This is a genomic window from Echinicola strongylocentroti, assembly GCF_003260975.1.
Classification (GTDB): domain Bacteria; phylum Bacteroidota; class Bacteroidia; order Cytophagales; family Cyclobacteriaceae; genus Echinicola; species Echinicola strongylocentroti.
The window spans coordinates 3,782,986-3,799,159 of sequence record NZ_CP030041.1 but is presented as its reverse complement, the minus strand read 5'-3'; the positions used below and the strand labels follow the sequence as shown (position 1 = coordinate 3,799,159).

Below are 16,174 nucleotides of genomic sequence, written 5' to 3'. Positions count from 1 at the left end.
GCCACCAAGATTCTTGACTTCCCAAACCTCCCACTCCACTTCACTACTTTTACTGCCAAAAAGGCAAACTTATACCATGAAAATTCGGTTTAAAGAAGTATGTCTGAGTTATTGGTAAAAAACATGGTCTGTCCGCGCTGTATCATGGCGGTGGAAAGTATTCTGAAGGAACAAAACGTACCTTTTGAAAAAGTGGATTTGGGCAAGGTAACACTGGATACACTTCCAGCACCGTCCAAGCTATCCGAGTTGAAAACCCACTTGGAAAAACTTGGCTTTGGACTTATCCAAGACCCTGACAGCCGCCTCATCGAGCGGATCAAAAACAAACTGCACGAACTGGTACTACTGGACGAAATCCCCGCCTCCTTAAGCTTAGCCAAATACCTTGGCGACGAAATTGGTCAGGATTACAGCAAAATGAGCCACCTTTTCAGCAGCAAGGAAGGTTCCACCATTGAAAAATACTTTATCAGGCTAAAGCTGGAAAAAGCAAAAGAATTGCTCTTCAACCAAGAATTACAGCTTAGCGAAATTGCCTGGAAATTAGGTTATAGCAGTGTTCAGCATTTATCCGGACAATTCAAAAAAACCACGGGCATGACGCCATCAGCCTACAAAAAGCTTCAGGAAAAACCCCGTTCTGGCTTAGACCAACTTAAGTAGCCTACCTCTAGAAAACGGCAAAAAAAGGCCGCCCTGATAGAGCCGCCTTTTTAGTGTTTTTTAGTGTTGGTTCAACCCGATTTATCAAGTCGCAATACTTATGCGCCGTGGCGTAGATAGGCCAATGCATATTCCGGGTTCAAAATAACCGAAGACCCAAGGAGACGATAAGCTGATTTTGCCGCTGGTCCGTATCAAATCCCGCGATGCTCTCAGATTGTTTGCTCAGCGAACCTTCGTATTTTAAATCGATGATCATATTGGCTATATCAAAGCCAATACCAGCCTGATATCCTACTGTAGCATTTTTATATTCTGGCTCAGGGTCTGGCACAATGTCGTTCTTGAATTTTGAATTAAGCAAGAAGCTGGCTACTGGTCCACCTTGAATCCTGAAAACATCTCCTAGCTTAAAGCCCAACATAATGGGCACATCAAACCGATTGAACGATGCTTCATACGTTCTCTCATTGTCTCCTTGTGACTCTTTGATCTCTCCGCCTGTATTGACATAGAGTACCTCCGGCTGCAAATAAAGAGAATTGCCTCCCATTCTCACAAAGGCACCTACATGGTAACCCAATTTTTCGCTACCACTCTCGTACCCATCTCCATCCACTTGAATATTTCCTTGGGAAACCCCAAACTTAGGCCCAATACTGAAATCCTGTGCCCGGCCGGCCGCACTCACGCTTAGAAAGGCAATGACCAAAAACCAAATTTTTCTCATTACGATCACATATTTTAAATAAACACTTGCTTAACAGGCCTCATCAGTTTCAAATACCCTGCCAATATACAAGTGCTATTCCTTTTGTTTGGCAAACAGCTTATTTTTGTGTTTTTATTGCAGCCATATATCTTTTCAGCTCAAGCTTCACTTTTGGAAACAGGAAGAATAACCCAATCATATTAGGGAATACCAAGGCCAATATCATGGCATCGGAGAATTTCACGACGGCATTTAGCGTCGTAGAAGCTCCAATAATGATGAATGCGATGAACAATAACTTGTACGTCAAGTCGGCAGCCTTGCTTCTTCCAAAAAGGTATTTCCAAGATTGCAACCCATAATAGGACCATGAGATCATTGTGGAGAATGCAAACAGAATGATGGCGACAGTCAGCACATACGAGAAATGTGGGATCACGGAATCATACGCCATCGTGGTCAATTCCACTCCACCGATAGAAGCTCCAGAGTCTTTCAGCACCACATTGCCACTTCCGTCTCCACCGTAGGTAAAAATACTCTCTACGTTATTCAACCCACCGTCAATATTAAAAAAGATAATCACCAATGCCGTCATCGTACATACGACCACCGTATCGATCAACGGCTCCAATAAGGCCACAACGCCTTCACTCGCCGGAAACTTCGTCTTCACGGCAGAGTGGGCGATCGCTGCAGAACCAGCACCGGCTTCATTGGAAAATGCTGCTCGCTGAAATCCAACGATCAACACTCCAAGCATTCCTCCCAAACCGGCCATCGGCGTAAATGCCCCTTCGATAATCAGCCCAATGGCATCATCGACATAATCATAATGTGCACCAAGAATGATCAATGATGCCAATACATACACAGCAGCCATTACGGGCACTACTTTTTCTGTAATGGTCGCAATTCTTTTGATACCACCTATGATCACAACAGCTACCAATACCGCCAGCACTACTCCGATCCAAAAACCATTCGTCTGAAAATTGATCCCTGTCAAGTTGGCAATCTGAGAAGCTGCTTGGTTGGATTGGAAGGCATTTCCTCCTCCAAAAGAGGCTCCTACGCAGAGCACTGCAAAAAGGCCTCCCAAAAACTGCCCTAGACGACCCTTTTTCAGGTCATGCCCCAAGCCACGTGACAGGTAATACATCGGGCCACCGTGTACGGTGCCGTCATCTTCTATATCTCGGTATTTTACCCCAAGGGTACACTCCACGAATTTCGTGCTCATTCCCAGCAAACCGCAGATAATCATCCAAAAGGTAGCTCCTGGGCCACCCAAGGCAATGGCTACCGCCACACCCGCAATATTTCCCAAGCCTACTGTTCCGGAAACTGCCGTAGCCAAGGCCTGAAAGTGACTCACCTCTCCGCCTTTGGCCTCATCGGGGATCACATTGGGATTTTCCGGGTCTCTATAATTTCTTTCTAAGTCATCGTATTTTCCTCGAACCGTGTTGATCGAAAGGCCCATTTTGGTGATACCAGGTACTGCAAAGTAAATCGTAAAAAATGTAGCACCAGAAACAAGCAGGATCAGCACAATCGGAATATCATAGCCACCAATGGGTATTGGATAAAGCACTAAACTCTCCCAAGCATCGGCAATAGGCTGGAAAGATCGGTCTATTCTTTGTCCAAAACTCAATTCTTCAGTTGGAGCGGCCTCTTGTGCAAGAAGCGATATAGGAAAAAGAAAAATCAAGAAGGATAGAAGTTTTCTATACATGATATGTTTTTTATTTGATTGGTATACTTAAGCCTTTTAACACACGAACCTTCACCTTACTCACCCTTACACTACTGGTTACCTGACTTGTATACTCCTTCATCCTTCCATTGGGAGTGGGCGTTATAACGCCAAACTCCACCTTCCCTCGTTGGGAATGTAGCCTTTAATAAAAAGGTAACAACTGATATTGGGGATAAAAGCCATAAGGTAAAGAGGCAAAATAGGATTTATTCTGACGAATGTTCTTTTTTTCAATGGGCTAAATTAAGCTGTTTTGCCAGAATTTCAATTCCTTCCTTGAAACTTTTTGGTTTAAATTTCAACTGATCTTTAGCTTTTTGGATGACAAAGCCTGTTTTCATGGGTCTTTTAGCGGTCTGCTTAAAGGCACTGGAATCCGTTTTATTGATCTTGGTTTTGTCCAATTCAAAGAATTCAGCTGTCTGGATAGCCATATCATAAGGCGTCAACAACTCATCTCCAGAGATGTTAAAAACACCCTTTGCACGCTTCTCGGCCATAAGGATACAGCCCTCTGCCAGATCCTCCGCCAAGGTGGGCGTCCTCCACTGATCATCCACTAACTGTAGCTCCTTGCCTTCCTCAAGGGATTTCTTCACCCAAAGCACAATGTTTGACCTGCTCATGTCATGGGAAATCCCATACACCAACACCGTCCGAGCAATCCCCCAATTCAGCTTAGATTGCCGGATCAACGCTTCGGCTTGCAGCTTCGTCTCACCATAGTAGTTGATCGGTAATGGCACAGCTTCTTCCGAATAGGGACCTCCCTCCCCATCAAATATAAAATCGGTCGACACATGTACCAAGTAGCTATTGCTTTTTTCAGCAGCGATTATAATATTAGCTACAGCGGCCACATTTTGCTGGTAGCAGGCCTCTTGAGAGGTCTCACATTCATCGACATTGGTCATGGCTGCACCATGGATGACCACTTCTGGAGTATATTGCTGAAAAACCTCCAGGACATTTGCCTTGTTGGTAATGTCCATAGAAGCGTAGGCAAACCCTTCCCACTCACGGGGAAGCCTACAAGCCCCTCTGCCTGTTGCGATCACATTGAAGGTTTTCTTTTCGAGCAGCCGTTTGACCAGTTTTTGGCCCAGGAGGCCATTTGCCCCTGTGATCAGAAGGCTGGGTTTGTTATTCTTCTGGATATTCAAAGCCGTATTCTTTTGTGATTTTCTTTTTGGGTACTTTTGCTACTTCTACCGTAATATAGACCGGATCAACCGGCCTGTCCATCGCCGCTGTTTTTTCTTCCGAAATCTTGTCCACGACATCCATGCCTTTGATCACCTTTCCAAAGACAGTATACCCTCCCTCATCCAAGTGGGGGTTCCCCCCGACGGTAGTAAATGCTTCAATGGATTCTTCTGTCATTTCTTTGGATAGGTTGACATGCAAAAAATCTTCTATTGCTTCTTTTTTGGACAGCATCAACTCGGTCATCTCATCGTATTTCTCTTCCTCATAGAGCTGCACGTATTGCTCGGCAAGTGCACGCTGGCTTTCCAGTGAAATGTACTTCATAAACTGTTTCTGAAGACCTTTGATATCAGTAGTCAGCTCTTCTTCACTGTAGACCCTTCCCTCCACGATATAAAACTGACATCCACTGGATCGTTTTTCGGGATTGACATGATCTGATTGTCGTGCTGCGGCCAGTGCCCCTTTTTCATGGACATATCCTCGGCCAAGCTCTGCCGGAATAGTATACCATTCCGACTCGGGCAAGCCCTCTTTGGTAAAGACGTCTCCGCCTTGGATCATGAAGTTATCGATGATGCGGTGAAACTCCGTACTGTCAAATCTCCCAGCCTCTGCCAGCTTGATAAAGTTCTCTTTATGCTTTGGTGTTTCATCATAGAGAATGGCAAAGATATCGCCGTGTCTGGTGTGGATTTTAATAAGTGAATCCTTTTGGGAAGAACAGGAAATCAGCAAGGACAGTAATAAGGCCAGTCCAAGGAAATGTATTTTCATGTTAATTGTTAAGTTGCTGTCTAATCTCTTTTAAAATGCGATCCCCTCCTGACTGGATCACCTTTTCTGCCAAGCTCTTTCCTACCATTTCTGCCTCATCTGCCGGGCCTGACACCTCATGCTGGATCCGCTCTTTACCATCTAGGCTAATGATCCCCCCACTCATATCCACCTGTCCTGCCCGATAGTGCGCCAAACAAAAAACCGGAATGCTGCATCCTCCTTCTAGGATCTTAAGATAACTCCTCTCCGCTCTTAGCCGATACCCCGTCTCTGTGTGGTGCGTAGCTGCCACGATTTGCTTTTTGAGTGCTGGATCCAGCGTTTCAAAAGCCTCTACAGCTATACTCCCTTGCCCCACTGCCGGTGTAAATTCATCCAGCGAAAGCTCATGGCGGATCAGTTCATCATAGCCCATCCTGTGCGCCCCCGCATAAGCCAACAACAAGGCATCGCAGGTGCCTTCCTCCATTTTTTTGATCCGAGTCTGGAGATTGCCCCTTACTTCCACCGTTTTGACATGCGGATAATAATGCTTGAGTGTGGCCACCCTTCGGGTAGAAGATGTCCCCAAAAGCAAGGGTTTACGTGGATTCTTGTAATCAATATCTTCGCGGTGGCTCAAAATAACATCATTGACCTTTTCTCTCTTGGTATAGGAGATAAGCTCAAATCCATCTGGCAAAGAAGAAGGCATGTCCTTGGCGCTGTGTACGGCAATGTCCACATCTCCACTGGCCAGCTGCTCCTCCAGCTCTTCGGTAAACACTCCCTTGCTCCCGATTTTTGAAATGGATACATCCAGGATCTTATCTCCCTTGGTGGTAATCACGACAATTTCCGTCTGAAAGCCTTGGAGCTGTAAAAGGTCCGCAATATGATGTGCCTGAAAAAGGGCAAGTTTACTGCCCCGTGTTCCTATTCGTATAGGCTGCATTATTCTTTGATTTTTCTTTTCGATAATTTTTTATTGGCAGTCTCTTCAATATACTGAATGATTTTGCCTGCAATATTCACTCCTGTAGCCTTCTCTATACCTTCCAGTCCCGGCGAACTGTTCACCTCCAAGATCAATGGTCCTCGCGCGGACTGAAGCATATCCACTCCGGCCACAGCCAGCCCTAGGGCCTTGGCTGCCCCCAATGCAGCTTTCCGCTCTGAAGCTGACAATTTAATAACAGTGGCTTTCCCTCCACGGTGCAGGTTGGAGCGGAATTCTCCCTCTTCGCCTTGCCGCTTCATGGCTCCCACTACCTTGCCATTGACTATAAAAGCCCTTATATCGGCACCTTTGGCTTCCTTAATGAATTCTTGGACAATGACCCGTGCCTTCAACCCGTGGAACGCTTCAATCACGGATTGACCGGCCTTTCTGGTTTCTGCAAGCACCACTCCCAACCCTTGGGTGCCTTCCAGTAGCTTAATAATCAAGGGAGCGCCTCCCACTTGATCGATGAGCTGTTTTTCTCCTCCTTTGGAGAAATTGGTAAAAGCCGTCTTTGGCATCCCTAGTCCTTCTCGGGAAAGAATCTGTAAACTGCGCAACTTATCCCTGCTCCGCACAATGGCTTGTGACTCCACCGCAGATATAACGCCCATCAGCTCAAACTGGCGGACCACTGCCGTTCCATAAAACGTCACAGATGCACCAATTCTCGGAATGATCGCATCGATATTGGATAATTTTTCACCCCTATAAAAGATGGAAGGTCCTTCTTGCTCGATCACCAAATCACAAAGAGAGTGATCGATGATAAGCGCTTCATGGCCTGATGCGATGATCGCTTCACGTAATCTACGTGTAGAATATAGGTTTGGATTTCGGGAAAGCACGGCTATTCTCATTGCTTAGCTACTTTATATTTTTTGGATAAGTTTGTCTGGTCTACATCAACCAAAAATTTGCCACGAAGCATCTTTCTACCGAGCAATAGCGCATTCCTCATTTTTGAACGGTCCGAAAGTGTAAACTCCACGTCAAAGGTCTCGTCAAACATCGCCACCTTGGTGGTGACTTTATACCTTAATTCGGCATTTCCAAAGGAATTTTTCACCTTCTTCTGGGTGTACCTTTTGGTGCGCACCACCTTGCCAGAATATAGTCTGTGCTCTGGGGACAATAGCTTAAATTCCAACACACGCTGTCCCTCCACTTCCTTCTCCTCCACCCATTTACAGTGGATTGCATTGGTATAGGCCCCCGTATCTACCTTAGCAGAAATCACTCTCAACCCCCACTCCGGGAGACTGATTTTTTCCCTTCTGCCGATAACATGCTTTTTCATGTGGTTTCCTTTTTTCGAAGTACTTTTGCCATGTCAAAAGAGAGGTCTGCAAACAATATCTTGGCGTTGGCATTTCTCTCCAAGTGGTAATGTGCGGTATTTAACAGCCGGTAGATGTTTACAATTTTATCTTCTGTCAGCGCTTTGAGACTGAAATTCTCCACAAACTCCCTGTCTGATGGCGCCGTCCGCATTAATTCTTCCAATTGGCTTCTCTTTAGCAGACTTTCCCTGAGGATGTTCAGACCTGTCAGAAAAAGTGCCTTTTGGCCTTCCTTGTCAAAACCCTGAAAACTCTCTGCAAGGGACATGATATTGTTGATATCTAAGGTAAAGCAAATTCTCATCCAATCCCTAAACTTTGCCGTATTTTCATCAATCACCTGATCTACCAGCCGATAGGCTTCTCTCATATTGCCATTGGCGAGCGGAGCCACTTGGAGTGCGGCCTCACGAGAGCAAAGACTTTCTTCGATCAGGTGTTCTTTTACCTCCTCATCAGAAAAAGCCCTGACGAGTACTTTCTGCGTCCTGCTGAGAATAGTCGTCAACAACTGCTCGGGCTGATGGGCCACCATCAGAAAAAGCGTCTTTTCTGGAGGTTCTTCCAGCACTTTCAGCAAGGCATTGGCTGCCGCGGTATGCATCAGCTCAGGCATCCAGACCAAGATCGTCTTGTACCCTCCCTCAAAAGACTTCAGCGAAACGGTCTGGATGATCTGCTTCGCTGCTGCTTTGGAAATATTCAGCTGTTTTTTCTCGAAGCCATTGTGATAAACCCAATCCTGTAAGTTCCCATAGGGCTTGGTCAGCACAAAGTCCCTCCACGGAGACAAAATATCGACTTTTCTGTTTTTGTCATCATCTTCCTTGACCAAGCTGCTTGGAACAGGAAAGGTAAAACTCAGGTCAGGGTGGACGAGCTTGGCCATCTTTTGGCACGCACTGCAAGCACCACAGGCATCATGTTCCCCGGGGTTTTCACAGTTGACATAGGTCGCCAAGGCAAGGGCCATTTTGAGATTGGCAGCCCCTTCTGGACCGTGAAACAACAAGGCATGTGCCAGGTGATTATTATTAATGGCTTGAATCAGCCGTTCCTTGGTTTCCTCTAAGCCTGGTATGGACGAAAATAACATCTATGAGCGATTTTGCTTAAACTTCCTTATCCCAAATCCGGTACGCCTTGGTCAGATCAAATACTTTTCTGATCACGGCTTTTTCCTTGTCATCGAATACGATTCCCCTCCTCTCCATCACCTTTGTGGCGGTTTCCACGAATTTACTCATTTGGAATGTATTGGTGCCACTGACTCCTCCCCATGAGAATGACGGCACAAAAGTCCGCGGAAAACCAGCTCCAAACACATTCGCTCCCACTCCCACGACCGTCCCGGTATTGAACATGGTATTTATCCCTGTCTTGGAGTGATCGCCCATCATTAGGCCACAAAACTGCAGGCCAGTATTTGCGAAGCTACCCTTGGTATAGTCCCAGACTTTGACAGGAGCGTAGTTGTTTTTTAGATTGGATATATTGGTATCGGCGCCAAAGTTACACCACTCCCCGATCACCGTATTACCAATAAACCCATCATGACCTTTATTGCTGTGGCCAAAGATGACCGAATTGGACACCTCACCTCCCACTTTCGAGAAAGGCCCAATGGTGCTGTCCCCACGCATCTTGCCCCCATGTTCACTGTCGACCCTTCGCACAGCGCAAAAGGTCCTTTGATCAACGCCCCCTCTTGTACCTGCGCATTTTTGCCAATATAAATGGGGCCATCTTCGGCATTGAGTACGGCAGCCCTGATCTTGGCTCCCTCCTCCACAAAGATCATCTCTGGGTGGTAGGCGATCGTATGGGGATCATTGATGCCAGCAGAAGTGCGATTGGTAGTAAGCAGGACAAAGTCCTTTCTTAACTCCAAGGCGTTAAATTGAAATATATGCCAATTGCGATGAATCAACGTGATCTCCCCCTCATAGGCCACCACTTCACTTCTTTCCTTGAGACCATCGATACTGAATGCAGAATCATCTGAATAGGCAGCCAGCAGGGTGTTTTCCTGATAGAGACTTTGGCCCTTTTTTAGGGTTTTTATTGCTGTTACCAGCCCCTGATCGGGACAGAGGCCTCCATTGATAAAGTAATTGCTGGATGCCGATGACGGAAACTTATCCTGAAGATAATCCGAGGTCATAAAACCCGCAGATGCATCCAAGTATTTCTCCCACTTCTCGCGAATGGTCAGGATGCCCACGCGGATTTCTGCCACTGGGCGCGTAAAAGTAAACGGTAAAAGAGATCCCCGATATGCCGGGTCGTCAAATAGTGTAATTTGCTCCATGCTACAAAAATAGAAAAGTCTCTTGGAATACAATTTCCAAGAGACTTTTTAAAGATACTTTTACGATAAAGAAATGAATTATTTCTTTTTGTATCTTCTGTTGAATTTCTCCACACGACCGGCAGTATCAAGAAGCATTTTCTTACCGGTGTAGAAAGGGTGAGAGTTAGAGCTCACTTCCACTTTATAAAGAGGATATTCGTTTCCATCTTCCCATGTAATGGTCTCGTCAGTTTCGATCGTAGACTTGGTAAGAAATTTATATTCACTGGAAGTGTCATAGAAAACCACCTCTCTGTAGTTTGGATGAATGTCTTTTTTCATGGTAATCCCTATTTATATTAAATGTCGCTTTTTCAAATGGAGGCACAAAGTTATCCTTTTTTATAAAAGTCTCCAAATGTTTATTAATGAATTATTTAACTTATAGGTTATCAACGTGCTATTCGCTCCAAAATTGGGAAAATCCCGGCTATTTTGCCAGTTTTGATCACAAAAGATCATATCAGAAGAGCGACAGGCACCCTTGGTTTATTAATTCCACTAGGGTATTTTCTCTTCTTTATCACCTTTTATTTCCTGTATGTCCATAACTTTTAAATTAAAATTATGGCAATAATGGATTATTGTTCTAAGTTTTGTAGGCAAAACCAAGCTTGACGTAAATCAACACCACCAATGATGAGAAGATTTTTACTGTTCTCGGGATTTTTGTTTCTATTGACCGGATTTTGTACTGCCCAAAGTGCATTTATCCCTTATGATAGGGCGTATTATCATTTGCTTGATCGCTACGAAATCCTCAATGGGGACTTTGCCCCTAGTTACCATACAGGGTTCAAGCCCCTGAGAAGGGACAATGTCACCACTTATTTGGACACCATCGCCCACGACCACCCTGGAAAGGTAGACGCCTTTAATTTTAATTACCTTAAAAATGACAACTGGGAATTTTCGAAAGGGGAAACGGACTTTTCCAAGAAGCCACTATGGAAGAAGATATATAAAAAACCATCGGACTTTTATTATTACAGGGACAAGGATTTTGATGTCCATGTAAATCCGGTCATCTATTTTAGGGGGGGCAATGAAACGGCCGCCGAAGCGACAAATTTCAGGAACACAAGAGGCATCGAACTGAGAGGCAGCATCGACAGAAAAGTGGGATTTTACACTTACCTGACCAGTAATGAAGTGATCTTCCCTACTTGGACAGAAGAGTACATCGAGCATAACGGTGCGGTACCAGGCCAAGGGTTCTGGAAGCGATACGGCGACCATGGGTATAGCTACTTTGCCGCAAGGGGCTACTTCACCTTTCAGGTCTCCAAACACATCGACGCCCAAATGGGCCATGACAGGAACTTTGTCGGGGAAGGCTACCGCTCGATGATCCTTTCGGACTTCTCCAATCCCTACATGTTCCTTAAATTGAACGTTAACATCTGGAAACTGCAATACACGATGATGTGGTCAGAGATGACGGCAGATGTATTCCTTAACAGTCGAAACAGGCCTGAGGACGGCCGCTATCCACATAAGTGGTTCTCGCTACACCGACTAGGAATCAACATCGGCAAACGGCTGAACATTGGCCTGTTTGAATCAGTCATGGCCAGCCAAGCAGATTGGTCTTATTTCAACCCCGTGATCTTCTATCGATGGGTAGAACACCAGCTAGGCACCCCGGACAAGGTCATGCTCGGCACAGATTTCAAGTGGAACTTTGCCCATTCCATGCAATTATATGGACAGTTTGCTTTGGATGAGTTTGTCTTTGGGGAGTTTTTTGGCGTAGACGGCAAAAACTCCAAACGCAACAAACATGGTCTGCAGCTCGGCTACAAGTACATCAATGTCTTCAACATCTCCAATCTCGACCTACAACTTGAATTCAATCAGGCCAGGCCTTATACTTATCAGGAAAAATTCGAATACCAGTCCTACACCAATTATCGGACTCCCATCGCCCATCCACGAGGTGCTAATTTCCGTGAGGCAATTGGAATAATCCGCTACCAGCCACTTCCAAAACTTTCCCTTAATTTTACAGGGATATACCATTTATATGGAACAGACCCTGACGAAACCACCAATATGGGGGGAGACCTGTTAAAAAACCGACTCGAAGGCACTGAAGGATTGGGACTTTATGGACATACCATCGGCCAGGGAATAGAGAACAAACTGCTCATGGGGAATTTAACGGCTTCCTATATGCTGAAGCATAACTTATTTATCGACCTTGGCCATAGCTACCGAAGGCATACCGCAGACAACCTCGATATGCCAAATGTCAGCAACTACTCGCACCTTTCCCTCCGACTGAACATTGCTAGGGAAGCGTTTAACTACTAATAGGAGGGGACAAGTCCATAGCACCTTTTGCGGCATAGTAAAAACACGGAAAAATGAAGACCTATTTAAGAATTTTAGCTTATGCGCGTCCTTATAGAAGGTATTTCCCTCTGTATGCGCTCTATGCTCTGCTTGCCATTATTTTTGGCCTATTGAATTTCACTCTGCTAAAACCGCTCTTTGATGTGATCTTCGAACAAGTAGACCCTTCTGAACTACAGCAATACGCCGCCAAACCTGAGTTCTCATTTACCATCGAGTACTTCATGCATCTGTTCAACTATTACTTTATGCAGATAGCCGACAGTTATGGCAAATTTGGCACTTTGGTCTATGTATGTATCATCATCGTTGTTTCCGTTTTCCTATCCAATCTCTTTACCTATCTGGCGGGCGTGCTATTGGCAAAAGTAAAAGCAGATGTCATCAAAAAAATGCGCATGCATATCTTTGACCAGGTAAGCCGCATGCACATTGGCTATTTTACCAATGAACGCAAAGGGGACCTGATGTCCAAGATGACCAATGATGTACAAGAAGTAGAAAACAGTGTCGTACAATCGCTAAGGGTGGTTTTCAGGGAACCTGTGACGATCATTTTGTATTTTGGGGCGCTGTTCTTTATGTCCGTAAAGCTCACCCTATTCACCATTTTGATCATCCCGATTTCAGGTGCCATCATCGGAGGCATCACCAAACGGCTCAAGAAGAAAGCGATACAGAGCCAAGAATCCTTGGGACGTATCGTAAACATCCTGGACGAGACCATAGGCGGAATGCGCGTGGTAAAGGCTTTCAGTGCTACGGGATATGTCTATGATAAATTTGACAAGGAAACCGACGAATACTCCAAAATCAATGTTTCGATGGCCAAGAGAAATGAACTGGCCTCTCCTATTTCACAATTTTTGGGGGTATTTGTGGTAGCGGGCATTCTGCTGTATGGTGGCAGCTTGGTGCTCAACAATGCCTCGGACCTCTCGGCCAGTGAATTTCTCGCCTATATCATTATATTTACCCAAGTCCTCAATCCCGCCAAAGAAATATCAAGGGCAATGGGAGCTGTCCAAAGGGGCCTCGCTTCTGCCGACAGGATATTTAAGGTGGTGGACACGGCGCCCGCCATCAAAGACCCCGCACGTCCAAAAACCCTTCATCATTTTGACAAATCCATCGCTTTCAACACCGTAAATTTCGGATACGACCAGCAGCACTTGGTATTGAAAAACATCCAGTTTACGCTCACAAAGGGGAAAACCATCGCCTTGGTCGGCCCTTCCGGTGGTGGCAAATCCACCATTGCCGACTTGGTGCCCCGATTTTATGACCCCACCGCAGGTGAGGTAAAATTAGATGGCACCAATATCCGGGAATTTGCCATAGACGATTTACGTAAGCTCATTGGCATTGTCACCCAGGAGTCCATCTTGTTCAATGACACTATCTTTAACAATATCGCCTTTGGCCTATCGGAAGTTTCTGAAGCTGCGGTAATCGAAGCCGCCAAAATCGCCAATGCACACGAATTTATCGAGCAACTGGAAAGAGGCTATCAAACCAATATTGGCGAGCGAGGCAGCAAACTTTCCGGCGGACAACGCCAGCGGCTGAGCATTGCCCGTGCAGTACTGAAGAATCCACCGATCCTGATCTTGGACGAGGCCACTTCTGCACTGGATTCCGAATCTGAACGGCTCGTGCAAGAAGCGTTGACCAACTTGATGAGCAATAGAACCACCTTGGTCATTGCCCACCGGCTGAGCACCATCCAACATGCGGACGAAATCCTGGTAGTCCAAAATGGTAAAATTGTTGAGAGAGGCACACATGAAGAGCTTATTCGCCAAGAAGGATTGTATAAGAAACTTTCCTCTATGCAATCAGTTTAGTATATTGGACAGCAAATCTTAATTTTAATAATATGAAAAAGGTATCAAGTGTATTTCAGCTTTTGGTAGCACTTTTTTTTGGACTGGCACTGGCGTTCTTCCTAGTATTCGACAGTATCAAAAACGGCTTTGGAATCCAAGAACTCACCGCAGGAAAAGTGGTCATATGGCTCTTGGTAGGTTTTGTACTTTACCTGATCACATGGATGTTACAGTCCATGTATTCCAGTAGTTTGGGAAAAAAGATCCGAAAACTGGAAGCGGAGCATGACAAATTAAAAGCCAGGCTTTATGACCATGAGCAGAAGGCAAGAACAACGCCTGCAGGAGGTACCATTACGCCTTCTACGGATCCTAGTCAAGAGGACGATGGCGATGGATCTGGTATCAAGCCTAGGCAAAACATCAAGTAAAGATGCCCAAAAAGGGAGATATAAAATGAGTTTAGCAGGAAATCTCTTAGGAGATTTCCTTTTTTTATGGAAGTAGAATTTAACTAAAAATGGTAGCAAAGACGTATGGCAGTACGGTTTCTGGTGTAGACGCTATACTGATCACAATAGAAGTAAACGTAGGACAAGGCACGAGTTTTTATATGGTAGGCCTACCCGATAGCGCCGTGAAGGAAAGCCAACAGCGAGTAGAATCAGCCTTAAAATATTTTGGGTACCGGATGCCACGGCAAAAAGTAGTCATCAACTTGGCTCCTGCAGACATCCGAAAAGAGGGCTCTGCCTATGATCTCCCCATAGCGATGGGCATACTCAAGGCCTCCGAACAGGTGGTATTTGCTGATCTCGAAGAATACGTTATCATGGGCGAACTGTCCCTTGACGGCCAACTTCGTCCCATCAAGGGTGTCCTGCCCATCGCCATAGAAGCGAGAAAAAAAGGGTACAAAGGCATCATCTTGCCCCAGCCCAATGCCACCGAAGCTTCTATTGTCAATAACCTTGACGTCATCGGAGTGGAGAACCTGGAGCAGGCCATAGCATTTTTAGAAGGCGAACTAAAAATCACCCCACTGGTCACGGACACCAGAGATATATTTTACAATTCCTTAGAGGATTATGAGTTTGATTTTGCAGATGTACAAGGTCAGGAAAACATCAAAAGAGCCATGGAAATCGCTGCTACTGGAGGACACAATGTCATCATGGTAGGCCCTCCCGGAGCCGGTAAGACCATGCTTGCCAAAAGGCTGCCTTCTATCCTTCCTCCACTTACCTTGCAGGAAGCACTCGAAACCACCAAAATCCACTCAGTGGCAGGAAGACTGGGAGGGGAAGCGTCGCTGATCGCCCAGAGGCCCTTTCGATCTCCCCATCACACCATAAGCGATGTGGCCTTGGTTGGAGGAGGGGGCAATCCGCAGCCAGGAGAAATTTCCCTTTCACATAACGGCGTATTGTTCCTCGATGAGCTTCCGGAATTTAAACGCACCGTCCTCGAAGTCATGCGGCAGCCGCTGGAAGAACGAAGAGTGACGATTAGTAGGGCCAAAATCTCGGTGGACTACCCCGCCAATTTTATGCTGATTGCCAGCATGAACCCCTGCCCATGTGGCTATTATAACCATCCGGAGAAAGAATGTGTCTGCGGCCCGGGTGTCGTCCAGCGTTACCTTAACAAGGTAAGCGGCCCCTTGCTCGATCGAATCGACCTTCACGTGGAAGTCACGCCGGTAAAGTTTGACGAGATGACCTCCACTAGAAAGGCGGAGAAAAGTAATGTCATCCGTGAACGCGTCGTCCTCGGCAGAGATCGACAGGTGGAACGTTTTAAGGAGTACAAAGACATCTATTGCAATGCCATGATGCCATCGCACATGGTCAAGGAAGTCTGCGAAATAAATGAAGCAGGAAAAACACTCCTGAAAACTGCCATGGAAAGACTGGGACTCTCTGCGAGAGCCTACGACAGAATCCTAAAAGTAGCCAGAACAATCGCCGACTTGTCCGATTCCGAAAACATCAAAGTGGAGCATTTGGCAGAAGCCATACAATACCGAAGTCTGGATAGAGAAGGCTGGGCAGGCTGAAAACCAAATTAGTAGGGACAAAATTGAATTTTTAACATAAAAAATTTAATCCTAAATTAAATGTATACACATTGAAAATTTAAATAATTACATTGAATTATTTTTATGAGATTAATTG

14 protein-coding genes and 1 pseudogene are annotated in these 16,174 nt (G+C 45.6%); 5 read left to right on the top strand and 10 right to left on the bottom strand.

The window, feature by feature from the left end; translation table 11 throughout:
* Window positions 1-99: 99 nt before the first annotated feature.
* Window positions 100-666 (top strand): AraC family transcriptional regulator, encoded by a 567-nt coding sequence (locus tag DN752_RS14720; RefSeq protein ID WP_112784652.1) that lies wholly within the window; start codon window positions 100-102, stop codon window positions 664-666.
* Between the two features lie 139 nt (window positions 667-805).
* Here the strand turns inward: DN752_RS14720 and DN752_RS14715 are convergent, their stop codons facing one another.
* The 10 genes and pseudogenes from DN752_RS14715 to DN752_RS14670 form a co-directional block, all read right to left on the bottom strand.
* Entirely contained in the window at window positions 806-1,396 is a 591-nt protein-coding gene (locus DN752_RS14715; RefSeq protein ID WP_112784651.1) for a porin family protein, read from the bottom strand.
* A 100-nt stretch (window positions 1,397-1,496) separates the two neighbouring features.
* Window positions 1,497-3,119 (bottom strand): alanine/glycine:cation symporter family protein, encoded by a 1,623-nt coding sequence (locus DN752_RS14710; protein WP_112784650.1) that lies wholly within the window; start codon window positions 3,117-3,119, stop codon window positions 1,497-1,499.
* 254 nt (window positions 3,120-3,373) lie between these two features.
* Window positions 3,374-4,306: an SDR family oxidoreductase gene (locus DN752_RS14705; RefSeq protein ID WP_112784649.1), complete on the bottom strand. Its 933-nt coding sequence runs from the start codon at window positions 4,304-4,306 to the stop codon at window positions 3,374-3,376.
* Complete coding sequence (locus DN752_RS14700) at window positions 4,287-5,129, bottom strand: peptidylprolyl isomerase (protein ID WP_112784648.1); 843 nt, start codon at window positions 5,127-5,129, stop codon at window positions 4,287-4,289. The genes DN752_RS14705 and DN752_RS14700 overlap by 20 nt, the downstream gene beginning before the upstream one ends.
* 1 nt (window position 5,130) lies before the next feature.
* Window positions 5,131-6,066, bottom strand: coding sequence for a hydroxymethylbilane synthase (hemC, locus tag DN752_RS14695; RefSeq protein ID WP_211324059.1), 936 nt, complete (start codon window positions 6,064-6,066; stop codon window positions 5,131-5,133).
* Window positions 6,066-6,974, bottom strand: a complete 909-nt coding sequence (rimK, locus tag DN752_RS14690; RefSeq protein ID WP_112784646.1) for a 30S ribosomal protein S6--L-glutamate ligase — start codon at window positions 6,972-6,974, stop codon at window positions 6,066-6,068. Before rimK ends, hemC begins: the two co-directional genes overlap by 1 nt.
* The gene (locus tag DN752_RS14685; RefSeq protein ID WP_112784645.1) at window positions 6,971-7,414 is read right to left on the bottom strand and encodes an ATP-dependent zinc protease family protein; all 444 of its coding nucleotides are present in this window, start codon (window positions 7,412-7,414) and stop codon (window positions 6,971-6,973) included. The genes rimK and DN752_RS14685 overlap by 4 nt, the downstream gene beginning before the upstream one ends.
* Window positions 7,411-8,553 (bottom strand): DNA polymerase III subunit, encoded by a 1,143-nt coding sequence (locus tag DN752_RS14680; RefSeq protein WP_112784644.1) that lies wholly within the window; start codon window positions 8,551-8,553, stop codon window positions 7,411-7,413. Before DN752_RS14680 ends, DN752_RS14685 begins: the two co-directional genes overlap by 4 nt.
* 16 nt (window positions 8,554-8,569) lie before the next feature.
* Window positions 8,570-9,768 (bottom strand): annotated as a pseudogene (locus tag DN752_RS14675) (GlmU family protein).
* A gap of 78 nt (window positions 9,769-9,846) precedes the next feature.
* Window positions 9,847-10,092: a type B 50S ribosomal protein L31 gene (locus DN752_RS14670; protein WP_015265566.1), complete on the bottom strand. Its 246-nt coding sequence runs from the start codon at window positions 10,090-10,092 to the stop codon at window positions 9,847-9,849.
* Between the two features lie 357 nt (window positions 10,093-10,449).
* On the opposite strand from DN752_RS14670, the gene DN752_RS14665 reads away from it, so the two are divergent.
* From DN752_RS14665 to DN752_RS14650, 4 genes are all read left to right on the top strand, one after another.
* On the top strand, window positions 10,450-12,126 hold the full coding sequence (locus DN752_RS14665; RefSeq protein WP_112784643.1) for a hypothetical protein: 1,677 nt from the start codon (window positions 10,450-10,452) through the stop codon (window positions 12,124-12,126).
* 53 nt (window positions 12,127-12,179) lie between these two features.
* Entirely contained in the window at window positions 12,180-14,015 is a 1,836-nt protein-coding gene (locus DN752_RS14660) for an ABC transporter ATP-binding protein (RefSeq protein WP_112784642.1), read from the top strand.
* Window positions 14,016-14,047: 32 nt separating this feature from the next.
* Window positions 14,048-14,428: a hypothetical protein gene (locus DN752_RS14655; RefSeq protein ID WP_112784641.1), complete on the top strand. Its 381-nt coding sequence runs from the start codon at window positions 14,048-14,050 to the stop codon at window positions 14,426-14,428.
* An 89-nt stretch (window positions 14,429-14,517) separates the two neighbouring features.
* The gene (locus DN752_RS14650) at window positions 14,518-16,056 is read left to right on the top strand and encodes a YifB family Mg chelatase-like AAA ATPase (RefSeq protein WP_112784640.1); all 1,539 of its coding nucleotides are present in this window, start codon (window positions 14,518-14,520) and stop codon (window positions 16,054-16,056) included.
* The last annotated feature ends 118 nt before the right edge of the window (window positions 16,057-16,174 follow it).

Excerpts from the sequence above, each read along its gene's own strand:
- rimK (WP_112784646.1), bottom strand. The coding sequence starts at position 6,974 with ATGAGAATAGCCGTGCTTTCCCGAAATCCAAACCTATATTCTACACGT.
- hemC (WP_211324059.1), bottom strand. The coding sequence starts at position 6,066 with ATGCAGCCTATACGAATAGGAACACGGGGCAGTAAACTTGCCCTTTTT.
- DN752_RS14680 (WP_112784644.1), bottom strand. The coding sequence starts at position 8,553 with ATGTTATTTTCGTCCATACCAGGCTTAGAGGAAACCAAGGAACGGCTG.
- DN752_RS14715 (WP_112784651.1), bottom strand. The coding sequence starts at position 1,396 with ATGAGAAAAATTTGGTTTTTGGTCATTGCCTTTCTAAGCGTGAGTGCG.
- DN752_RS14665 (WP_112784643.1), top strand. The coding sequence starts at position 10,450 with ATGAGAAGATTTTTACTGTTCTCGGGATTTTTGTTTCTATTGACCGGA.
- DN752_RS14720 (WP_112784652.1), top strand. The coding sequence starts at position 100 with ATGTCTGAGTTATTGGTAAAAAACATGGTCTGTCCGCGCTGTATCATG.
- DN752_RS14650 (WP_112784640.1), top strand. The coding sequence starts at position 14,518 with ATGGTAGCAAAGACGTATGGCAGTACGGTTTCTGGTGTAGACGCTATA.
- DN752_RS14660 (WP_112784642.1), top strand. The coding sequence starts at position 12,180 with ATGAAGACCTATTTAAGAATTTTAGCTTATGCGCGTCCTTATAGAAGG.
- DN752_RS14655 (WP_112784641.1), top strand. The coding sequence starts at position 14,048 with ATGAAAAAGGTATCAAGTGTATTTCAGCTTTTGGTAGCACTTTTTTTT.
- DN752_RS14710 (WP_112784650.1), bottom strand. The coding sequence starts at position 3,119 with ATGTATAGAAAACTTCTATCCTTCTTGATTTTTCTTTTTCCTATATCG.
- DN752_RS14685 (WP_112784645.1), bottom strand. The coding sequence starts at position 7,414 with ATGAAAAAGCATGTTATCGGCAGAAGGGAAAAAATCAGTCTCCCGGAG.
- DN752_RS14670 (WP_015265566.1), bottom strand. The coding sequence starts at position 10,092 with ATGAAAAAAGACATTCATCCAAACTACAGAGAGGTGGTTTTCTATGAC.
- DN752_RS14700 (WP_112784648.1), bottom strand. The coding sequence starts at position 5,129 with ATGAAAATACATTTCCTTGGACTGGCCTTATTACTGTCCTTGCTGATT.